Origin of the sequence: Segetibacter koreensis DSM 18137, assembly GCF_000374045.1 — a bacterium.
Classification (GTDB): domain Bacteria; phylum Bacteroidota; class Bacteroidia; order Chitinophagales; family Chitinophagaceae; genus Segetibacter; species Segetibacter koreensis.
Genome location: NZ_KB893381.1, coordinates 123,803 through 144,908, shown reverse-complemented (window position 1 = coordinate 144,908; position 21,106 = coordinate 123,803). Strand labels below are relative to the sequence as shown.

Genomic DNA, 21,106 nt, shown 5'->3' with positions numbered 1-21,106 from the left:
ATGGCTGTGGGAAATACACCTCTTTCGGTTGATGACTTTATAAATAATAGTTCAGTAAAGGAGTGTATGGCCAGGCTTTCAGCAGAATTTAAAAGCAGACCGTTCATTGTATCTGATGTGTTAGACGATAAAGGTTGTCAGTATGCAAATCTTGTACAAAAAGGTGGCGGAGTACTGGGCATAGCTCTCGTTGGCTACACCTATATACTCGAGGAGATGGGAATTCGTTTTATCAGGCTCGCTGGTACTAGCGCTGGAGCCATTAATACCGCTTTGATGACTGTAATAGGCAGAAAAGAAGAAGCCAAGTCAATACGGGTACTGGATGAAATATGTAAACTTAATTTTTTCAATCTTGTAGATGGACATCCCGCGGCTCGTTGGCTAATTAAAAATTTTATTACAGAGCAGGATTTTACTGCTAAAGTAAAAAAATGGATAACGGGAATTCTTCTTACACTTGCCTTGTTATTTGCCGCAGACTTTGTTTTTCTCGGTTTGCAGCATGCTCTTCCCGGGATATCTGTTGTAACCAAAGCTTTTTTTATTTTTACCGGCTTTTTTCTTTTGTTACTTTCCATTCTCATTGCCTACATAGCTACTCTATTAAAGCGCCTTAAAAACTCAGGTTATGGCATCAATCCAGGCGATTATTTTTATGACTGGATAAAGCAGCAACTTCTTGCAAACGGGGTAAAGACTGTATCTGACTTAAATGCTAAAGCAGAGGCTCCAATACCGGGACTTCATCTAAGAGTGCCAAATGATGAAGGACTGATCGGGCTTAAAGGTGATGTAACTTTTATAGCATCTGAGTTAGTGACACAAAACAAAATACAATTTCCTGCTATGTGCAATCTTTTTCGAAGAGAAGAAGATATAGATACTCTTCAGCCCGCAGGTTTTATACGCGCCTCCATGTCAATACCGGTTTTTTTTGAATCTTATTTTATAAACGATATTCCATGCAAGGAAAACGCAATAAAAGACGAATGGCAAAAATTAGGTGAAAAGGATCCACCAACAACAGCGCGGTTTGTCGATGGTGGCATATTGTCTAACTTTCCTATTAATTTGTTTTACAATCCCAGGGTTATTACACCGCGACTGCCATCTCTTGGTATTGATCTCGATGACACAAAACCTGATAATGCCAGTAAACATTCAGAAAGTTGGAGCATTGGAGGATACTTTTATAGAATGTTTAATACAATTCGTTTTTACTACGACAAAGATTTTTTAATTAAAAATGCATTTTTTAAAAAAGGTATAGGTACAATTCATTTACCAGATTTCAACTGGCTCAACTTTTTCCTGACTGACGCAGATAAAATAAAGATGTTTGTACTCGGTGCGCAGGCAGCTACAGATTTTCTAATAAAGTTTAACTGGAATGATTATAAAAATGATAGAAACGAGATGAGAAAGCAATTGCTGAAGGAGCAAACGCCCGGTATGCCCATGCCTTCAAAAATTTTGACAACTACTTAAACTGGTACAAGCATGTCTCTTACAATACATAACGAGTTGTTTGTCTTCTGTCTTTTATTTGGTTTAATGTTGCTTCTAAGTATTGTTATGACTATTCTGGGATCAGAATTTTATACAAAAGATGTGGTAATCCGTAAGTTTAGTATATTTGATATTGAATTGGCTGCCAATCCTCTAGAACTGGCAAACATTATCAAGGGAGTATATATGCTTCCTCCTTCGCAATCAGGAAAAACACTAAAAGCAATAAGAGGTCAATTATTTTTTGATTTTTTAGCAATGCCTTGTGCATACGGATCTGTTTTTCTTTTATGTAAAAAAGTTGCGGAAAGAATGGACACCCCGTTGGCGCAACAAGCATTTATGATTTTAGCATGGTTACAACTTGTAGCGTGGCTATTTGATATCGTAGAAAACATCTACTTGCTTGTTAAAATAAATCCTGATCCTATAATGCCCAGCCGACCTATATATACACTGTATTTGATGATGGAAGTTGTAAAATGGGGAATTGTGCTTGTTGGTGTTGCGTGTTCAGTTAGTGCAATTTGTTATTTCTGGTTGTCCGGTCATTATTCTCCTGGTTCAGTACCTTATATAATTATTGTAATAGTCGAAGTAATATTGTTTTTGGCGGTTTTGATTTTCATTCCTAAGAAAAACATCCTCGATGAAAACCAATAGAAGAAGGACTTACAAGGTGTTCAATATTTTGTTTTAATAAGTGTATAATTAAAATTAATTAACTGACGAACCAAAAAGGTTCTCGGTCAAGAGAGGCGTTACAGTCACTGTTTTGTTAAGCCTATAGACAATAGCATCAGTAGCCAGGCTCAACAATTTATTTAGATACTTAAAAGAGCTAAATAAGAAATACTTAAAAGATCAAATGACGCCTGAGTTTAGTTAGAATTGTCGAGAAAGTTTAAAAAGAAGAACTGAAAAAGTTCGTACTATTCTTATTCTTTTCAAGCAGCTCTTTTTGTTACAGAAGTTGCTACCGATTAACATTAAATATCCTAATATTCTACTTGTTTATATTAAAGCTGCAATTGATTTTCTCGATAAAAGAATCGAAAATATCGGTATCTATAAATTTTTCGTTGAATATTATCACATTCTTAAAGTTATTTATGGAGTAAAAATATTGATTGGCGAAAATACTATAAAGGCAAAATAGGAGTTTTAGATGAATGCAGGACGTATGTAAATGAAATCAATAGCCTATATACAATATACTAAAACAAAAACATGAATGAAAAAGCAAATTTTTACACTATCTCTTTTTTTTATTTTTACAGGTGCCTTTGCACAAAAAGATCTTCGTCTTCAGATAAGAGGAGAAAGAGGGTTGACGCAAAGTTTTACCACGCTTGATAAAAATCTGCAGATAGCTTTCAATCCTGCGAACGCAAAAATAGCTTTTGGCCTGGATGCTTATTCAGATCTTGTTTTGCAAAAAAGCGAAACGGATGATTTAGGTATGATTCATTATCGCTATTATCAGACCTATAAAGGCATTGCTATCGAGAATACAATGTACATAGCGCATACTGAGAAGGGAAGATTAACATCTTTGAGCGGAACTGTTGTCACTGAATTTGACCCGCAAATTGAAAAACGTTCTTTTTCTCTTTCTTCAGAGCAGGCTATTGAAAATGCTTTGAATTATGTGCATGCAGAAAAATATGCCTGGGAGGACTCCAATTTTCAACAGAGGATAAAATTCAGGAACGGAAATAATGCATCCTATTATCCCAGTACTTCAAAGGTTTGGTATAGCGGACCAGGCGAAATAAATCCATCTCATCTTACACAGGCTTACAAAGTGGATGTGTACAGCCTGGTACCGCTCGATCGCAAGTACGTATATGTAGATGCACAATCCGGTGAAATACTGGGAACAAACCAGATAATAAAACATTCTGATGCAAAGGGAACTGCATATACAGGATATAGCGGAGCACACACTATTCACAGTGATTTTACGGGTTCGGCATACCGTCTGCGCGATTACACAAAAGGCAACGGAATCATCACTTTGCATGCCAATGGGAGTCACTCGGACTATACAAGCAGTACCGCCAATTTTAAATATTCAAACGTTGATCAATGGGCATTGGACGCCCACTATGGAGTTGTCTCCACATATAATTTTTATAAAAATAATTTTAACCGCAATAGTATCGATAACGCCGGCTACCTTTTGATAAGCTGGGTTAATGATCCTAATAACCCAGATAATGCTTATTGGGATGGTTCTGAAATGGATTATGGTAATTTGTCTTCTAATGGCAAAGGTGTTGTAGGTATTGATGTTATAGGGCATGAACTAACGCATGGGGTTACAGAAAGAACAAGTGGTCTGACTTATAGCGGAGAGCCAGGCGCCATGAATGAGAGCATGAGCGACATTATGGGTAAATCAGTACAGTTTTATACAAAGCCGAATGACAGCAGCTGGATATTAAGTAATGATATGAGTTGGGAAATACGCGATTTCTCTAACCCAAATGCAGATGGCCAGCCTGATACGTACAAAGGCACTTATTGGGTTACAGGGTCCTCTGATAACTATGGTGTGCATACAAACAGTGGAGTAGGTAACTTTATGTTTTACCTGTTGGTCAAAGGTGGCTCTGGTACAAACGATATAGGCAAAAAATATTCGGTTAGCGGAATAGGCTTAGCCAAAGCAGACAAGATAATTTATAGAACCAACACTACCTACCTTACCAGTATGTCTCAATATGCCGATTGGAGAATTGCATGTATTCAGGCTGCTAAAGACCTGTACGGCGACACATCTAACGAAGTAAAACAAGTGCAAAATGCCTGGTACGCAGTAGGTATTGGCACTGCTAGTGGAACTGTTACCGGCATTACTTATTGCGCTTCTAAAGGTACAAGCACCGCTTATGAATTTATTAAAAAAGTAGCAGTTGGTACTATCAGCAATACAAGTACTAATAACAGTGGTTATAATGACTATACTGCCCTTAAAACCAATCTTACCGCAGGCAAGACTTACAGCATTACACTTACGCCAGGCTTTACAAGTTCGTCTTATACCGAATACTGGACAGTGTATATAGACTACAATAGAGATGGCACATTAAACGGGCCGGGAGAGACTGTAGCAGGAGGAAATGGTACTACGGCCAAAACGTTGTCATTTACTGTTCCTTCAACAGCTAAAACAGGAAGTACGCGATTGCGTATTCAAATGAGTTACGGCTCTTCATTTATCGATCCGTGTGCTACCTTTAACTATGGAGAAGTGGAAGATTATACGGTAAATATTGGCAGCGCCACAGCCGTTGCGCCTATAGTAGCACAGGCGGAGGATATTGAGACTTCGCTAACAATTAGCCCGAATCCTGTAACGGGGTCAAATGCATTAATACAATATAATTTAGCGACTGATGGCAAAGTAAGAATGAGGTTGATTAGCGTGGATGGGCGTTCGCTTCGAAATGAAGAGCTTGGTTATCAGAAAGCGGGAATGCATACGTATAATTTAAGCACTCCTGGCACTCTTCCGACCGGGAATTATATTATTGTTCTGCAACAAAATAATATTATAATTGAACGAAAGCATATTATGATTAATAAATAAAAGCAAGCTGTATACGCAATAAAAAAGCTATCTATATCGGGTAGCTTTTTTTGTACATAAAATGTGTCTTTAGTTTCATGTAACTTTAAATTTTTAGAAGTAATTAGAATTAAAACGTTTGAGATAAACAACCACAATTCATCAAGTAAAGTATAGCCTTTCTATGGTAGCAATAAAATCGATAAAGGGTAAATGCGTAAGTAAAGTAATGATAGCATTTTTTGCACTGCTTGCAATCTCTTCAAATGCCCAATTAAATGTTCATCCTCAATCAACAGAATATGAATGGCCATCGGATCAACAGGTGAAAGACAAATTAGATAAGTGGCAGGATCTTAAATTTGGAATGCTTATCCATTGGGGCCTTTATGCGGTACCTGGGATAATTGAATCGTGGTCGATTTGCTCGGAAGACTGGATAGAGCGGGACAGCACCATTGCTTATGAAGATTATAAAAAATGGTATTGGGGTTTAAAAAAAGATTTTAACCCCGTAAGATTTAACCCGGAGTCGTGGGCTGACGCTGCAAAAGACGCTGGAATGAAATATGTGGTTTTCACAACAAAACATCACGATGGATTTTGCATGTTTGATACAAAAGAAACGGATTTTAAAATATCTAATGGACCGTTTGCAAGCAATCCGAAAGCAGATGTAGCTAAATATGTTTTTGATGCTTTTAGAAAAAATGGTTTTATGATAGGAGCTTATTTTTCTAAACCCGACTGGCATTCTGAAAATTTCTGGTGGCCAAAGTATGCAACACCGGATAGAAACACCAATTATGACATCCGCAAATATCCGTGGAGATGGAATAACTTTAAGAAATATACTTTTAACCAGATAGGTGAATTGATGCACAACTATGGCGCTATGGATATCCTTTGGCTCGATGGCGGTTGGGTAAGACCCTTGCCAACGGTTAATGATGAAGTCCGGGCATGGGGCGCACCAATTCCGGCATGGAGCCAGGATATTGATATGCTGGCGATTGCTACAATGGCAAGACAGGCACAGCCTGGATTATTAATCGTTGATCGTACTGTGCATGGTCGTTACGAAAACTATCAAACACCCGAACAAAGTATTCCAAAAATACAGCTCGATCACCCTTGGGAAAGTTGTATGACGCTCGCTAATAACTGGGGATATGTTCCTAATGATAAATTTAAATCTTCTGCAAAAATCATTCATACCTTAATAGAAGTAGCAGCCAAAGGTGGAAGCCTGCTACTGGGCGTAGGCCCGAAACCTGATGGCACATTACCCGAAGAGGCTGTGCAACGTATGGAAGAAATCGGAAAATGGATAAAAGTAAATGGCAGTTCTATTTATAAGACACGTACGACGCCTGTTTATAAAGATGGCAATACATGGTTTACAAAGAGTAAGGAGGCTAATGTGAAATATGCTTTGTTTTGCATTGAAGAGAACTCGGCCCTGCCCTCGACAATAAAATGGAAAAATAATATTCCAAAAAAAGGAACGAAAATGCGATTACTACAAACCGGTGAAAACGTAAAGTGGGTGCAGCAAGCTGACAGCGTAGAAATTTTTCTTCCAAAATCATTTATAAAAAAGAACACTTATTATCCGGCTATTGCTTTTCAATTTACCAGTATAGACAAATAAAGAAAGAGGCGATAAAATAAATATGTTTTAGCAAAGGCAATTGTTTTCTGCCACGGTATGTTCCAGCCTAATTTCTTAATGCAATGCCATTATTGGAAGCCGGTTTAACCGTGATAGTTCTTTTGTATAACTTTTGTGAAAAAGACTGTCCCAAATACCATGCTTTCGCGGGATTACAAGCAATAGTTGGATGTGCTCGTTTTCTACAAAACGACCAATAGCACCTACAACTTCACTTTCGTAAAGTGTATGGTAAACGGGCGAAAGCTCATCCAACTTTTCATGAACAAATAATTCATTTTGTGCTTCAGCAGGGTCTTTTTTTACTTCATCACCAGCTACATATACCACGTGAAGTTTAGCCTCAGTAAATTGAATGATTTTTTTAAGAGCATTGAAGGGGGTGTATCTGCTTACACTTTTAAGATTGCAAGCAAAAGCAATATTTTGCAGCGGACTAAAAGTAACATTGGGTGGTATAGTTAATATGGGAACCGAGAGATCGCGTAAGGCAGTTAAAATACTGTTATCCCACGACCATAAATCACCGTAATGTCCGCCTGCCCCAATGATTACCAACGAAGCATTCATTTCCTGTATCTCTTCTTCCAGGCCTTCGAGCAGCCGGCCCGTTGTTACTTTGCCTATAACATTTATAGTAGGATATTCTTCATGAACCCATTCCAGTTCTTCGTGCAGATCTTCTTCAACATATATCAAGCTGTTATTTATTGTTACGAGGGCGATTCCATCACCTGAATAATTTGGGGGAATGGTAAATATGTGCAACAACAAAATATCAAAAGCCTCTTTATTTTTCTTACTGTTTATTAATGAGCAGGCATAAGTTAAAGCATTACGTGATGTTTTAGAAAAGTTAGTGCAAACAATAATGGTTGGCATAACAGGCTTTTTTTAAATGAGTAAGTACCCGAAAGTTACTTTAATTATTTATACTTGCGATTTTTAAAATAGGTCACCTGAGAACAGTTTGTTTCAATTCTCTAAAAACTGATTTTGGAAATTTATTTAAACAGTAACATTTTTAGTAGCAGAAAAAAACAGAGAAGTAAAAAAGAAGACATAAAAAAAGGCAAGTTACTTATATCGCACCGCTACAACCATTTACCCTTGCTACATTCCTGTCCTGGGGGAGTTCAATAGGAGCTGGTCGTATAAGACTTGCCGCTGCAAATGTACGGTAAGCAAACTACATATCAAAATCGTTTAAAAACAAGATTTATAATATTTTCTAAGTAGCGGTTGATAGGAGCGTAATAGGTTTATTTTTAATATTACCGGGAAATACGGTCACCAATAATTTGACGTTTTTTCGGGATAGTACAGATAGTAACTTTTGTAATAGAAATCTTGAAAAAACTTTATTTTAAATTTTTTGTTTATAAAAGTTGAATAATAATTTCCTTTTTTTCTCAAAACTTCATTCGTTAAATCTCAAAATCTTGTTTTCAATTTTCAATAATAATCGCAGTACTGATAATTCTATAAATAGAAATTCTAAAAGACCCGTTTTTTTGCGTGCAAAATGGGAAAATCTTGTAATGCTCAATTACGAAATTGATTCCAAAATCTTATTGCCCCATCTTCCTCCTGCCACTGAATTAGATACTTTTAATAATAAAACCCTGGTAAGTGTTGTTGGTTTTATGTTTAACAATACTAAAGTGTTAGGTCTAAGATGGCCTTTCCATTCAAACTTTGAAGAAGTGAATCTTCGTTTTTATGTAAAGCATTTTGACGGCCTGACCTGGAAGAGGGGCGTGGTCTTTTACTCTGAAATTGTACCAAGGCCAATAATTGCAACAATAGCCAACTTATTATACCGGGAGCATTACAGTGCAAAACCAATGATGCATGCAATGTCCGTAAAGAAAGATGAAATTATTTTAACTTACAAATGGAAGCATCGTAAAAAGTGGAACAGTATTGATGTAACTGCAGAAGCTTCCTTCTCTGACATACATGCCGGCAGTGAGGAGGAATTTATTTTTGAGCATTACTGGGGTTATAATAAGTACAATGAACAAACAACCATCGAATACGGTGTGGAGCATAGTATGTGGCAGGTGCATAAAGTAAAAGAATGGAAACTGGATTGTGATGTTGCTTCTTTGTACGGTGAGGCTTTTGTACCTTATTTATCAGCAGAGCCAGATTCTGTTTTTCTAGCCAAAGGTTCTGAAGTGTTGATAAGAAAGCCTTCCTTTATAAAAACGTAAATGTTGAAAAAATGCGAAAAAAGATAGAAGTTAAAAGCAGAATCGACATCAAGCTCAGTTAATTCATGCTCCTTTTAAAACTGCTTTATCGGTTTTTATCTTTACAATTGTAATTATAATTTATTTCAATTTTTATTAATGCCCCATCAACATTTATATTTAGTTACTATAAACTGGACTGGCAATAAAGGGCAAGGAACGAGCAATTATCGTTCATATGACCGAAGTCATGTCATTTCAGCCAAGGGTAAAGCGGATATTTCCGGTTCTTCTGATGCGGCTTTCAGAGGCGATGCAAGCATGTACAGCCCCGAAGATTTATTTGTAGCCTCTCTCTCCGCTTGCCACATGTTGTGGTACTTGCATCTGTGTGCAGAAGCCGGCGTAGTGGTTGTGGATTATTTTGACAATGCTTTAGGAACGATGGTTGAGTCCGCAGATGGTAGTGGTCACTTTAGTAAAGTAACATTAGCTCCAGAGGTAACCGTTTCAGAGGCCTCAATGATAGGCAGAGCGAATGAATTACATAAACGGGCAAATGAACTTTGTTTTATTGCAAACTCATGTAATTTTCCGGTTTATCATAATCCTGCTTGTAAAGCTGTAAACTCTTTGGATTAATGCGCTTAATATAAACCCACGGGCAAGATGATCTCCCATTGGTTGGGTTGATTTATTTTAATGGTTTTATAATCGAGCAGGCGACTGTAGCGAATGCCAAATGAAACATCCTGTTGGTTCCACCATTTGGTGTCGAAAAACAATTCTGCACCCACGGTTCGGAAAGAAAATCTGTCTTTCGTAAGAAGGCTTTTAACCCAGGTGTTATCGAAAAATGTATTTGCTCTTATACGTTTAAAATAAACAATGTTGCCAAAACCCCAATCCGGATATAGCAAAGGAAAATGGTAGTTAGCGCCAAACCTCCACATGCGGGGGAAATCGAAAGACGAATACCCTCGTGAAAATGGAAAGCTATTGGAAAATATATATTGTCTTAATGTATCTCGCTGCTGATAAGCGGCAGTTAAAACGATATTGTGGTTTATGTGAAAGCCAGGCAAATAAAGGTAACCGGAAGCGAGAAATTGGTTAGCTGAGTATTTATTGAGAATAGTTTTATATTGTACAAGAAGAGTTTGTGCCCATCGCGGGTATATATGTTGTGCAACTTTTTGTATTTGCCCTGAGTACTGTAACTGTACCTGCCAGAAATTAAAATTTTTATTTTGAAGAAGATTTTTGCCGATGCCGTTCCATTTTACCTGCTGGTTATTTATTGTTCCGTTTAGTGTAAGGTAGCGGTATTGCCGCCCTGCAGAAAAATTTAAAGGAAGACGCAAACCGGCATTTGCATTTAGCTCGTTATAAAAAAAGGTAGTATCGGCATTGTAAAATATATTACGATTCCAGGTTTGATTTACGCTAATCGTAGGTTGAATGTACCATCCACCGTAAATAGCAGTAAGGCCTGCGCGGTGGCTGCTTTCGTTTCGGTTGTAGGTGTATAAGACTTCAGTACGAAGCGTATTTAAAATGTTCTCACCCAAAAGAGTTAAGGCAAATTCAGGGTCGCTGTAAGTTGGCTGAATACTATGAAAATTAAGCAAATTAAAAGCCTTGCTATATTTTCTAACAGGAAAATTTCTATTAGAAATGTTTTCCAGTGTGGCGGAGTCTTCCTGCTGAAGTGCTTTTGCAACATACAGATCCGGTAAAGCGGCAGTATTAGTATTCACAGGTTGCCAAAGTAAGCTGTCATTGCTAATGCTAGCAAGCCTATAGCCAACGGCAGTAAAATTAGAAGTAATGAGTTTTTTTTCTGCATTATTATATACTGCCTGGTAATAGCCAGTGGCGTTTTTAGCAACCCTTACCATTTGATTCTTACTTTCGATAAACGCCCATATCTCATCACTTCCATTAAAAGAACTTGTAAAAAAAATAGTATCACCCTGAACAGTTGGAAAACCAATAACTCCATTTGAGAAAGGCATCAACACTGTTTGTTTTCCTGTTGCCAGTTCTATTTTCAGCAATGTCATTTTCCCATCTTCATTTCGTGACGGTGAGTAAATAAGAGAGTCGTTTGCTGAGAACTTGGGATAAGTATAAACAAGTCCGCGAGCAGCTTTTGACCTGAATAATGTTTCGCCTTTTTGATTTACAACTATTAAGGTGGAGACTTGGTTGGGGCGCATTTCAACTGCAACTATCTTTTGACAGTCGTGCGAGATATCAGGTGAAAAAAGTCTTTCTTTATTGGTGATTTTCTTTGTTTTACCTGTTGTGGCATCCATTAATTTTATATCACTATACTCACGATAGCCCCATCTTTTATCTGCTTTGTAAGAGGCATAAACAATTTTGCCATTATTATAAGAAAAGTAATCATCATTTGCAATATCTCTTACACCAATCTTATTTTCTTTTCCATCTGCTAAGATTTTGTAAAAGGCGGGAATATGGCGATAGCTTGTTTTTAAAACTACTAACGAACCATCAGCAGCTATGTAAGGATATTTATAATTTGTAACATCATTTTTTCGGACTGGTGTTATAAAATTAGGCGCCTGCTCTTTTTCCTGCTGCCACTGATTATTATAAAATGCGAATGCATTTGTTGTAAATCTTTTAAAAGAAACGCCTGCAAATTTTTTGACAGCACCCTGCATCGGATAAAAAAGAGGCTTGAAGGCAGCAGCATCGTGAGTAACATTTTTCCAGAAATCACGCCCGTATTTTTCACGGCCATACGCAACTAGCAGGTATCCTAAATCATAATGATCGGGAACATAATGTCGCAACGAACCATTTCGAAGTTTCATATAAGAATACTCTTTACCCTCCAGGTACAACGATTTATAACCGTTGAAAAAAGCCGGTAATCTTCCCCTTCCTTGTTGGCTTAACGATGTTTCATTAAAAACCGCGTCACCTTCAAAAAACCAGTTAGGCACCGCGGCTGCATTTGCCAGTGCCTGCCCCTGCTGTCCAAATAATATACTTGCCAATTTTGATAAACCAACATCGAAATTGCTGTATTGCTCTACGTGCCGGTACTCGTGAATCGATAAATTATCAACCCAGTTTAAAGAGCCTAATGAAAAACTATTTTGAGGAGCAAACAGATAAAATTCGCTACGATAAGGTCCAAGACCAACATATGCATTGGAAACAGTAGTTTGGTTTTGCAGAACAATGTTTATTTTTTTTAGCCTGTTTCCAATAGTAGCCGCATGGTTTTTTTGCAGATCATGAATTATTGACGCCACACGCTCGCCTGCACTTTCAAGTCCCGCCGGAAAAATTACCCGGGCTGTATCAGTACTTATTTGTCTCCATTTAATAGAAGAAGGATTTCCACCAAATTCCTGGGCTGTGCCTGGCAGTGCATAAAAAAGAACAATAGCGACAACAAATAAATATCGGCAGCCCTTGTGCATTCAATCTTGGTTTTGATAGTTGCAATAGTAAAAACAAAAAGAGTTGAATTATCAATTATTTTAATTAATTTTTATTCATTCTTTATCTGCGTGTAAAAATGAAAGAAGCCCGCTTGCAGAAACGGGCTATATTAAAAAGTCTTATTTTTAAAACTAATCTTTAGTCAGATGAATCTTAGTCATCTCAAGATATTTGTTTTGAAAATCGTGTAAATATATTGGTTGCTTTATATGCCGTTTATCTTCCCGGTACCACATTTCAAAATTTGAAAAATCATCTGGCTTATGTATAAGAACTCTAAACGCTCCTTTTGAATATTTTGCTGAACCATCACTGTTTGCGTGCTTTTGAAATCCAAGTTTAAATAGTTGTGCTTCATCCAATATAAGAGGCTTCAAATGTTTTGGTTCATACCAGAATTCCTGGCCGTCTGCGGTTAAAACGCAAACCTTTTTATCAAGGGTATCTACATCTGTTATTTCCCCCTCTTTTATTTGTCCTTCAAATTCTGCCATTATAAAGTCTCCCACCTTTAGTTCATTGAATTTCAGCATACGTTATGGTTTTAAAATGATAAATTTCATTATTTTTTTAATTATTGCAATAATTATTATACCATGTATTATTCTTTTTTAATCGAATATTTTATTGTAATAATATCATTGAGGGTAACCAACATTTAAACAACTATTTACCATAGTTGTGTCACTCACTTTTACCGCAACTCTTTATTCAGCTTTTATTATGTATTTTACCAATCCTTGTATATCTATCATTTATTTGCAGGTAACAAGTGTAAATTACTGAAATTGCAAAAAGGTAAATTAATAATTTTAATAAAATTATAGCTTGAAACGAATCGGATTAATATCAGATACTCATGATTACCTTGACGAGGCAGTTTTTAAGCATTTTGACAAATGCGATGAAATTTGGCACGGGGGTGATTTTGGTTCCTGGGCGGTTGCCGAGCAACTAGAAAAATTTAAACCATTAAGAGGGGTATACGGAAATATAGATGGAAACGATATAAGAAGCAGATTTCCTGAAGTGCTAAGATTTACGTGTGAAGAAGTGAAAGTACTGATAATACATATCGGCGGCTATCCCGGCAAATACACATCACTTGCCCGAACGGAGATAACTGCTTTTCAACCACAGATTTTTATTTCCGGGCATTCACATATTTTAAAAATTATGTATGATGAAAAATTTAAATGCCTTCATATCAATCCTGGTGCCGCAGGTAAGCAAGGTTGGCATAAAGTAAGAACACTCGTTCGGTTTTCGATAGATGGTGCAAATATAAAAGACTGTGAGGTGATCGAATTGGGTAAGAGGTGAGTTGTAAACACAGTCTTCGCTTTTATGATGGAAAATCAATTTTTTTTTACAACCTTACAATAAAGTTCTTTTTTCTTCGTTAAATAGTTGTCTGCTTTAGTTTTTGTTTAATGAGATAATTTTTCATTTTTTTTAAAAAACTCCTGTGTCTACAGGGGTTTTTTATTTTAGACTATTACGTTATCAATTACTTTGATTATTTATTTGAAACTAAATCAATACCGATACAATATCACTCGGTTTCCTTAACAACCTGTCTATTGGGCAAGCCTTAGCAATTTCTAACATCCTTTTTTTCTGTTCATCAGTAATGTCTCCTTGTATTTCAACTTCACAAAAAAAAGTATTGTTACCTGATTCTATATCAGCACCTTTCACAAGATTTGCTTTAACTTTTATAACATCTGCTTTCAGGTTTTTTCTTTGGGCATACATTCTTAAAGTAATCGCTTTGCATGAAGCTAATGCCATACACAAATAATCCCCGGGTGCGGGTCCTTCATCTTTTCCTCCAACCTCCTGCAACTCATCAGCTATAAGCAAATGCTGATTTATTTTCAATTCAGTTTTATATATATCGCCATTATTTTCTGCTAATGCCGAGGCTATGATTTTTACTGACACTCTTTATAAACTTTTTTTTGTTAGAATTAAATGCAAGACGATAGGCTACTGCATAAATGGTCAAATTCTATATTTCAAGTTCCCTCTCTTCAATAACCTTTTATATAATTGTTTTTAGCACCCCTCCATCCACTCTTATCGCAGATCCGTTTGTTGCTGATGATAATGGGCTGCTTATGTAAACAATCATATTGGCAATTTCTTCCGGACTGGCAAACCGTTGGATAATTGAAGTTGGACGGGCAGTTTTAAAAAAATCTATTTCCATTTCTTTGCTGGTTTTGTTTTGGTGTTTTGCCAGGTTATCAATAAAATCTGCCACGCCTTCACTTTTTGTTGGTCCAGGCAACACAGAGTTTACTGTCACATTTGTTCCTTTGGTTAGCTCAGCCAGTCCTCGAGCCACTGCAAGTTGCGCAGTTTTGGTCATACCATAATGGATCATTTCTTCAGGTATATTAATAGCGGATTCGCTGGAGATAAAAATAATTCTTCCCCAGTTGTTTTGTATCATTTTAGGGAAATAATGACGGGATAGCCGTATGCCGCTCAAAACGTTTATTTCGTAAAATCTTAACCATTCTTCATCGCTGATCTCAACAAAAGATCGGGGTTCAAAAATGGAAACATTGTTTATAAGAATATCAACTGAAGGAAGTTGTTTTACAATATTTTGCACCTCCTCCACTTTTGAAAAATCTGCTGCAATACCAATAACATTTGCTCCTGGCACTTGCTGCTTTAATTCGTCTACTGCTTTGTCTACTCTTTGCTGGCTACGTCCGTTTATAACGACCGTTGCTTCTTCCTGCAATAACTTTTTTGCAGTTGCAAATCCAATTCCCTGGGTTGAACCGCTTATAAATACTGTTTTCCCTTTTAATTGTAAATCCATAGTAATTGGTTTTTAAATGTGATTAATACCTGAGCTCAAATAGATAGAATTTAAGTGGCAATTTTTGTCAGCATTACTCCTGTCTAACTTTTCTAAAGTTATATTTGTTCGAATTGAAATAAATCTATCAACCGGTTTAAAGACAATTATACATTGCTGTTTTTCTTTTGAAGTTAAGCACTTAAAAAATTAAAGGTCTGAATCATTATTTACGTTATGAAAAAAATTTTGCTTACAGGAGCCAATGGATTTTTAGGGCAGCACCTTACCTTGTCGCTGCAGCGTGCAGGGTGCGAAGTTATTGCAACAGGAAGAGGCGAAAGCAGAATTGGGCGTGAAAATAAAATTACATACACAGCCGCCGAACTTACCAACAGGAACGCGGTGAGAACTATGTTAAGTAATTACAAGCCTGATGTAATCATTCACAATGCGGCCTTAAGTAAGCCGGATGAATGCAATAGCAACAGGCAGCTTTGCCGGCAGGTTAATGTGAAAGCAACAAGATTTTTACTTGAAAACGATGCAGATCATTTTATTTACATTTCTACAGATTTTGTATTTGGAGAAAACGGCCCCCATGCAGAAGACGAAGTAACTAATCCGCTAAATTTTTACGGTGAAAGCAAATTGCTTGCTGAACAACTGGTAACCGAAAGTGCGATCAGAGCAACAATTGTGCGACCGGTATTTATTTATGGACAGGTTTGGGAAGGCATGAGACCAGGATTTTTACAGTGGATTAAAAGTAGTCTTGAACAGAAAAAGGTAATTAAGGTAGTAACTGACCAATTACGAACTCCTACTTATGCTAAGGACATCTGCGGCGGAATCGAAAAAATAATTACAAAACAGGCAGAAGGAATTTATCACTTTGCTGGAAAAGATGTAGTGTCCCCTTACGAAATGGCGGTAAAAACAGCCGAAGCTTTGCAGTTAGATGCTTCACTTGTTGAGAAGGTAACCGCTGAAACATTTCCTGAACCTGTAAAACGTGCCAAAAAATCAGGACTGTTAATTGAAAAAGCCAAAAGGGAACTGGGATACAATCCTGTAAGTTTTGACGAAGGAATTAAGTTAACCTTCGGCCTGTAAAAAGGTGTAGTATTCATAAAATGAATTTAGGTAAAAGGTTAACTATTAACTTTTATCGGCCAATTTTCAGCTTTCCTCATTAAAGCGATTGCCGGCATTTGGATATTTTGCTATCACATCTTCTATGTCTTTTATGTCTTGTTCCGACAGTTTTATGTTTATACTGCCCGCATTGTCCTTAGTTTATTTCGTTTTTTAGTTGCGGGAATGAATGTGCAAAGTGGTATTTTATACCTGCCAGCAGGAATACCAGGAAAACAATCAAAATCTTGCACAGCTTTTGCAGAGGTTGCAACAAAAAAAGGCCGCCCGCCCGCCCAGCTTTCACTTGCCTGGCTTCTTGCCAAAGGCGATAATATTATACCGATTGACGTGTATGAAATATTCCCTAAAATTCTAACCCCAAAATAAAAGGAGTTGTTTTACAAGGTATAAATTTTGAATAACTCTCTCGGAAAGGTTTTGTGTTTTAAGAATGTGGGCCAATACCAACACCAATACGACTTTTTTTAAAATAAGATACATGGATATCATTACAGAAATATTTGGTCAGGGTAAAGACATTAATTCTCTGCAAATGAGTTGCCGTTCAGTTGTCATGTTTATTATAGCCCTTCTATTAATAAGAATCGCAGGTATAAAAACCTTTGGTAAAACCTCTGCATTCGATAATGTTATTACTATTATGCTTGGCGCAGTACTAAGCCGCGCTGTAACAGGAGAAGCGCCATTTGTTGCCGTTGTGCTTTCATGTCTTACAATGGTACTAATGACACGTTTGATCTCATGGTTTCTATCCATCACCCTTCATTTGGTGTTATGGTAAAAGGGCAACACACATGTCTTTATAGAAATGGTACCATTAACGAGGCAAACCTAAAAACATGCCTGCTATCTAAAAGCGATCTCATGGAAGGAGTTCGAAAGGAGGGAAATACAACTTCACTTGATGATATAGATGAAGTGTATATAGAAGCTAATGGTGAATTTAGTGTAATAAAGAAAAGTAAGTAATGCAGTTAACGAACACATTATTCTTTTGATTTTGAATATAAAATAATTTTCATTTAAAACATGGATATATTAAAAATTATTAGTAAACTTTGAATCAAAATCAGAACCATGAAAAAGATAATTTTACACGGTTTCGCAGGTATTTTTTGTTTTACTATAATAACAAGTTGCGGCAAAGATGTAAAAACACCAAATGCCAACACTACGGCAGCAGCTAAAACTGCCTCTTCTCCGGCTACACAAACAACAACATCAACACAAGGACAAAACAATCACTCGTGTGGTAGTCAGTCAGGCACTTCCGGCAACCAGTCCGGTTCGAGCAGCAGTAGCAGCGTTTTTTAATAAGCTAAAAAGTATTATTGCCTTGTAAGCATTTCCATTAAATCGTTCTATTTCTATTGCACAACAACTTTGTTTTTCTAATAGAATGTAATGGATATCAACATTTTTAAGTAACAAATTGGAATTCTCAAAACAATAGCTGGACTTGTGTAAGTAATAAAAAGCGCGTTTAACAAAACTCTTTTTTAAAGCCTATAAAAGGTTTACATGCAGTGAACTGAAGTTCTTTAATGACGAAATTTTCAAATCAGCAATGCTCCATTTTTCGTCTTTTTGCTGGCTATATGTTGGCACAACAACGCATTTCATTCTTGCTGCTTTTACGGCAATCATCCCATTAACTGAATCTTCAAAACAAATACATTCAAGAGGAGAAGATTGTAAAGCGGCAGCACAGTCGAGATAAACTTGCGGATGCGGTTTCCCATACGCCATTTTTTCTGCAGATGTTTTTACCTGTATATATTTTTCTATTTTTAAAAGGTTGATTACAGTGTCAGCAACCCGCATAGGAGAAGAAGTAGCTAACCCGACTTTATAGCCTCTTTGATGAAAAAAATCAAGAATATACTCAACACCCGGCATTACTTTTCCCTGTAGCCGAATTTTTTTAATGAGCAGCTCAACTATTTTTTCTGCCGCCTTCTCCAGCTCTGTATTATCAAACTTATAATCCCGTAGCCACCAAGAGACAAACTCGCTTGTACGTAACCCCGTCGTTGATGCAAAATCAGCAGGAGTCATTTTTTTTCCATAATATGCAAATACTTCCGTTGCAGCTTCGCTCCACAATGGTTCGCTGTCTATAAGCAAACCATCCATATCAAAAATTACCGTATTTAGATCCATCTATTATATTTATTGGGGGCGCAAAGATAACTTTCACCGTGTCATTTCTTGAATTGTAAAAATTAAAAAACTGTTTTATTTGATAAGTATTGAAAAAACTAATATTTACTTAAGTGCAAAAACAACATTTACTTCATATTGAAGTTTCATTTTTTTAAAATCAATGTTTGGAGTTTGCTCGTCTCCGCCATTCATTGCCACTTTTGCCTCCATCATTCTATTGTTATATAAGGGCTGAGGAAAAGGATTTATTTCATTAGGCTCGTTTATAGTAAGGGCTTCACCAGCTTTTTCATTTATTGCATCAGCAAGATAAATCGCTTTCTCTTTTGCTGATTTAACCGCCTGTATCTTCAGTTGCTTTTTAAACTCCTGTAGTTTGCTGTGGCTTACTTTCGAAATGAAGAAATTTTCGGTGGCCTCATCATCTAACTTCTGTACAAGTTCATCCATTTTTTTGGTACTCGATAGCTTTACCTGGTAGGTTATGCTAGCTTTCATATCCGGGTTTTTCTTCTTATTTTTTTTATACCACCAAAAATTTCCATCCCAACCCTGGTAACCTTGCACACTGATGTCATTTTCACCCAGTCCTATACTTGTGGCTGCTTTCAAAAAATTATTTTTTATTGACTCTATGTCTATTTTAGAGCCTCCTTTTTTATCATATTCTCTAAGCTGCACCTGCACGTAAATTTCGTCTGGAACCACTTCCATTTCGGCAATTCCTGATGCATTTATGGTTTTCTGTTTAATTGTTTCCTGGCTTAGGGCATGCAAGCCGTATAGGCTAAAAAAAACAACGAAGCCTGTAATAATTCTTTTCATAACTTTATTTATTTAAATAATGATTAAATAACCTGTGCAATTACATAAAATAAATTTTAGTCGTTGAGTTCTTAACATTGCGTTTACATTCGTTATTTTGCATCAATTGATTGCTGGAGCCTAAATCAACTATATGAGCCAACTGGTGGAAAAATTAAAACATGTTAAAATAATACGTGCTATAGTGTATTTCATTGTGGGCGTCATCTCGTACCCCATGCTTGCTATGGTGAATAAACTCAAAATTGAAGGCACTGAAAATATAGAAAATCTTCCAAAAAGCAATGTTCTATTTGTAAGTAATCACCAAACATATTTTGCAGATGTTATTACTTTTCTGCATATTTTTTGTGCTGTAAAATGGCGCAGGCGAAATCGATTAGGTTTTCCCATTTATTTATTAAATCCTTTTACAAATGTTTATTATGTAGCTGCCGAAGAAACGATGAAAGGTAGCTGGATCAGTAAATTATTTACCTTGGGCGGAGCGCTGACTGTAAAGAGAACGTGGAGGTCAGAAGGCACAGAAGTAAGACGCGGCCTTGATCCTTCTGACACCCGAAAAATTGAACGGGCACTGCAGACGAGCTGGATCATTACTTTCCCCCAGGGTACTACCAAGCCTTTTGCTCCTGCGAGAAAAGGAACAGCGTACATCATAAAAAATCATAAGCCAATTGTAGTTCCGGTTGTTATAAATGGATTTTGGAGGGCTTTCAATAAAAAAGGCCTGGCTTTTAAAAAGAAAGGTTCGTTATTAACAGTTAGAATAAAAGAGCCTTTGGTAATAGATTATTCACAACCGGTAGATGTAATACTCGAGCAGGTAATGGATGCCATCGAACAAAGTAAAAAATTTATGCTTCAAGGCAAGCACCACCGAATGAAAGCTGCAGAAAATAAGGTATCTGGTAAAGGTGAGTCAGTTTAAGTTTACCTCACTGCCTGCAACCAATAATACTCTTGAATAACTTCTACCTCGCAAAATAAATTTTTTAGACTCTCGTCTAATTTTAATCTTTTATAAATAACGCTTTAAGTTCACTGGCGTCATTCGGCATCATTTTTCCGCTGAGTACCAGTCTCACTTGTCTTCTTCTAAGTGCCCCCTCGTACAGTATTTTTTCCTGCTCTGTCTCGGTAATAATTGGCGGAACAGGTCTGGGTTTTCCTCCGGGATCTAGTGCCACAAACGTGAAGTAAGCCTCATTGCTTTCATACCGGTGTTGGTGAAGCATGTCTTCTCCCCATACTTTCAGGTGAACTTCCATAGATGTGTGGAAAGCCCTTGATACTTTTGCCTCTATATGTACAACATTTCCTAGTTTTATCGGGTTTTTAAAACTTAAATTGTCTACACTCGCTGTCATACAAGGAAAGTTGCAATGCCGTGTTGCAGCCATACTTGCCGCAATATCCATCCAATACATCAACCGCCCGCCCATTAAGTTGCCAAAAGTGTTTGTATCATTTGGTAATACAAATTCATTCATTATAATAAAGCTGTCGCTTGCTTTCCTTCCTTCCATTCAGAGAATTTTTGCGAAGTTAGTTGAATAAAAACAGGTTGCAGGCAGAACAATACTTATTTAAAAAAATCAAAATATCTCAAAAAGCATGATAATGGATCTGTGGATCTATAGTTTAAAAGGAGCGTCGCAATGATGATGCTACGAAGAACA

The 21,106-nt window shown here is 36.8% G+C and carries 21 protein-coding genes and 1 other RNA gene; 13 read left to right on the top strand and 9 right to left on the bottom strand.

Features of this window, described 5'->3' with window-relative positions; translation table 11 throughout:
* The 4 genes from B154_RS0124635 to B154_RS0124615 all read left to right on the top strand — a co-directional run bounded on the left by B154_RS0124635 (position 1) and on the right by B154_RS0124615 (position 6,743).
* Positions 1-1,491: a patatin-like phospholipase family protein gene (locus B154_RS0124635; protein WP_018617032.1), complete on the top strand. Its 1,491-nt coding sequence runs from the start codon at positions 1-3 to the stop codon at positions 1,489-1,491.
* A gap of 12 nt (positions 1,492-1,503) precedes the next feature.
* The gene (locus B154_RS0124630) at positions 1,504-2,175 is read left to right on the top strand and encodes a hypothetical protein (RefSeq protein ID WP_018617031.1); all 672 of its coding nucleotides are present in this window, start codon (positions 1,504-1,506) and stop codon (positions 2,173-2,175) included.
* Between the two features lie 571 nt (positions 2,176-2,746).
* Positions 2,747-5,110 (top strand): M4 family metallopeptidase, encoded by a 2,364-nt coding sequence (locus B154_RS0124620; RefSeq protein ID WP_018617029.1) that lies wholly within the window; start codon positions 2,747-2,749, stop codon positions 5,108-5,110.
* A 208-nt stretch (positions 5,111-5,318) separates the two neighbouring features.
* Positions 5,319-6,743: an alpha-L-fucosidase gene (locus B154_RS0124615; RefSeq protein ID WP_051084352.1), complete on the top strand. Its 1,425-nt coding sequence runs from the start codon at positions 5,319-5,321 to the stop codon at positions 6,741-6,743.
* Positions 6,744-6,818: 75 nt separating this feature from the next.
* On the opposite strand, the gene B154_RS0124610 is transcribed toward B154_RS0124615, so the two are convergent.
* Both B154_RS0124610 and ffs read right to left on the bottom strand, forming a co-directional pair.
* Complete coding sequence (locus B154_RS0124610; protein WP_018617027.1) at positions 6,819-7,646, bottom strand: universal stress protein; 828 nt, start codon at positions 7,644-7,646, stop codon at positions 6,819-6,821.
* A gap of 185 nt (positions 7,647-7,831) precedes the next feature.
* Positions 7,832-7,931, bottom strand: an RNA gene (gene ffs, locus B154_RS31660) — signal recognition particle sRNA small type.
* Between the two features lie 275 nt (positions 7,932-8,206).
* Between ffs and B154_RS0124605 the strand changes: the two genes are divergently transcribed.
* Positions 8,207-8,983: a YqjF family protein gene (locus B154_RS0124605; protein WP_018617026.1), complete on the top strand. Its 777-nt coding sequence runs from the start codon at positions 8,207-8,209 to the stop codon at positions 8,981-8,983.
* 138 nt (positions 8,984-9,121) lie between these two features.
* Entirely contained in the window at positions 9,122-9,604 is a 483-nt protein-coding gene (locus tag B154_RS0124600) for an OsmC family protein (RefSeq protein ID WP_018617025.1), read from the top strand.
* Between the two features lie 5 nt (positions 9,605-9,609).
* On the opposite strand, the gene B154_RS0124595 is transcribed toward B154_RS0124600, so the two are convergent.
* Positions 9,610-12,429, bottom strand: a complete 2,820-nt coding sequence (locus tag B154_RS0124595) for a TolB family protein (protein WP_018617024.1) — start codon at positions 12,427-12,429, stop codon at positions 9,610-9,612.
* Between the two features lie 153 nt (positions 12,430-12,582).
* On the bottom strand, positions 12,583-12,984 hold the full coding sequence (locus tag B154_RS0124590; RefSeq protein ID WP_018617023.1) for a hypothetical protein: 402 nt from the start codon (positions 12,982-12,984) through the stop codon (positions 12,583-12,585).
* A 295-nt stretch (positions 12,985-13,279) separates the two neighbouring features.
* On the opposite strand from B154_RS0124590, the gene B154_RS0124585 reads away from it, so the two are divergent.
* On the top strand, positions 13,280-13,774 hold the full coding sequence (locus tag B154_RS0124585; protein ID WP_018617022.1) for a metallophosphoesterase family protein: 495 nt from the start codon (positions 13,280-13,282) through the stop codon (positions 13,772-13,774).
* Positions 13,775-13,984: 210 nt separating this feature from the next.
* Here B154_RS0124585 and B154_RS0124580 read toward each other — a convergent pair whose 3' ends face one another.
* Positions 13,985-14,398: an OsmC family protein gene (locus B154_RS0124580; RefSeq protein ID WP_018617021.1), complete on the bottom strand. Its 414-nt coding sequence runs from the start codon at positions 14,396-14,398 to the stop codon at positions 13,985-13,987.
* A gap of 100 nt (positions 14,399-14,498) precedes the next feature.
* On the bottom strand, positions 14,499-15,293 hold the full coding sequence (locus B154_RS0124575; RefSeq protein WP_018617020.1) for an SDR family NAD(P)-dependent oxidoreductase: 795 nt from the start codon (positions 15,291-15,293) through the stop codon (positions 14,499-14,501).
* A 216-nt stretch (positions 15,294-15,509) separates the two neighbouring features.
* Between B154_RS0124575 and B154_RS0124570 the strand changes: the two genes are divergently transcribed.
* The 5 genes from B154_RS0124570 to B154_RS0124555 all read left to right on the top strand — a co-directional run bounded on the left by B154_RS0124570 (position 15,510) and on the right by B154_RS0124555 (position 17,747).
* Positions 15,510-16,388, top strand: coding sequence for an SDR family oxidoreductase (locus tag B154_RS0124570; protein ID WP_018617019.1), 879 nt, complete (start codon positions 15,510-15,512; stop codon positions 16,386-16,388).
* 207 nt (positions 16,389-16,595) lie between these two features.
* Positions 16,596-16,799: a hypothetical protein gene (locus tag B154_RS0124565; RefSeq protein WP_026260419.1), complete on the top strand. Its 204-nt coding sequence runs from the start codon at positions 16,596-16,598 to the stop codon at positions 16,797-16,799.
* A 112-nt stretch (positions 16,800-16,911) separates the two neighbouring features.
* Entirely contained in the window at positions 16,912-17,214 is a 303-nt protein-coding gene (locus tag B154_RS32625; RefSeq protein ID WP_051084346.1) for a DUF421 domain-containing protein, read from the top strand.
* Positions 17,139-17,402, top strand: a complete 264-nt coding sequence (locus B154_RS32040) for a YetF domain-containing protein (protein WP_083935022.1) — start codon at positions 17,139-17,141, stop codon at positions 17,400-17,402. The genes B154_RS32625 and B154_RS32040 overlap by 76 nt, the downstream gene beginning before the upstream one ends.
* A gap of 108 nt (positions 17,403-17,510) precedes the next feature.
* Positions 17,511-17,747 carry a hypothetical protein gene (locus tag B154_RS0124555; RefSeq protein WP_018617017.1) on the top strand — a complete coding sequence of 79 codons (237 nt, stop codon included), beginning with the start codon at positions 17,511-17,513 and terminating at the stop codon, positions 17,745-17,747.
* Between the two features lie 192 nt (positions 17,748-17,939).
* On the opposite strand, the gene hxpB is transcribed toward B154_RS0124555, so the two are convergent.
* Complete coding sequence (hxpB, locus tag B154_RS0124550) at positions 17,940-18,596, bottom strand: hexitol phosphatase HxpB (RefSeq protein WP_018617016.1); 657 nt, start codon at positions 18,594-18,596, stop codon at positions 17,940-17,942.
* A 105-nt stretch (positions 18,597-18,701) separates the two neighbouring features.
* Positions 18,702-19,424 carry an SIMPL domain-containing protein gene (locus B154_RS0124545; RefSeq protein WP_018617015.1) on the bottom strand — a complete coding sequence of 241 codons (723 nt, stop codon included), beginning with the start codon at positions 19,422-19,424 and terminating at the stop codon, positions 18,702-18,704.
* 133 nt (positions 19,425-19,557) lie between these two features.
* Between B154_RS0124545 and B154_RS0124540 the strand changes: the two genes are divergently transcribed.
* Positions 19,558-20,355 (top strand): lysophospholipid acyltransferase family protein, encoded by a 798-nt coding sequence (locus tag B154_RS0124540; protein ID WP_018617014.1) that lies wholly within the window; start codon positions 19,558-19,560, stop codon positions 20,353-20,355.
* Between the two features lie 82 nt (positions 20,356-20,437).
* Here the strand turns inward: B154_RS0124540 and B154_RS0124535 are convergent, their stop codons facing one another.
* Positions 20,438-20,953: an acyl-CoA thioesterase gene (locus tag B154_RS0124535; protein ID WP_018617013.1), complete on the bottom strand. Its 516-nt coding sequence runs from the start codon at positions 20,951-20,953 to the stop codon at positions 20,438-20,440.
* Positions 20,954-21,106 lie beyond the last annotated feature (153 nt).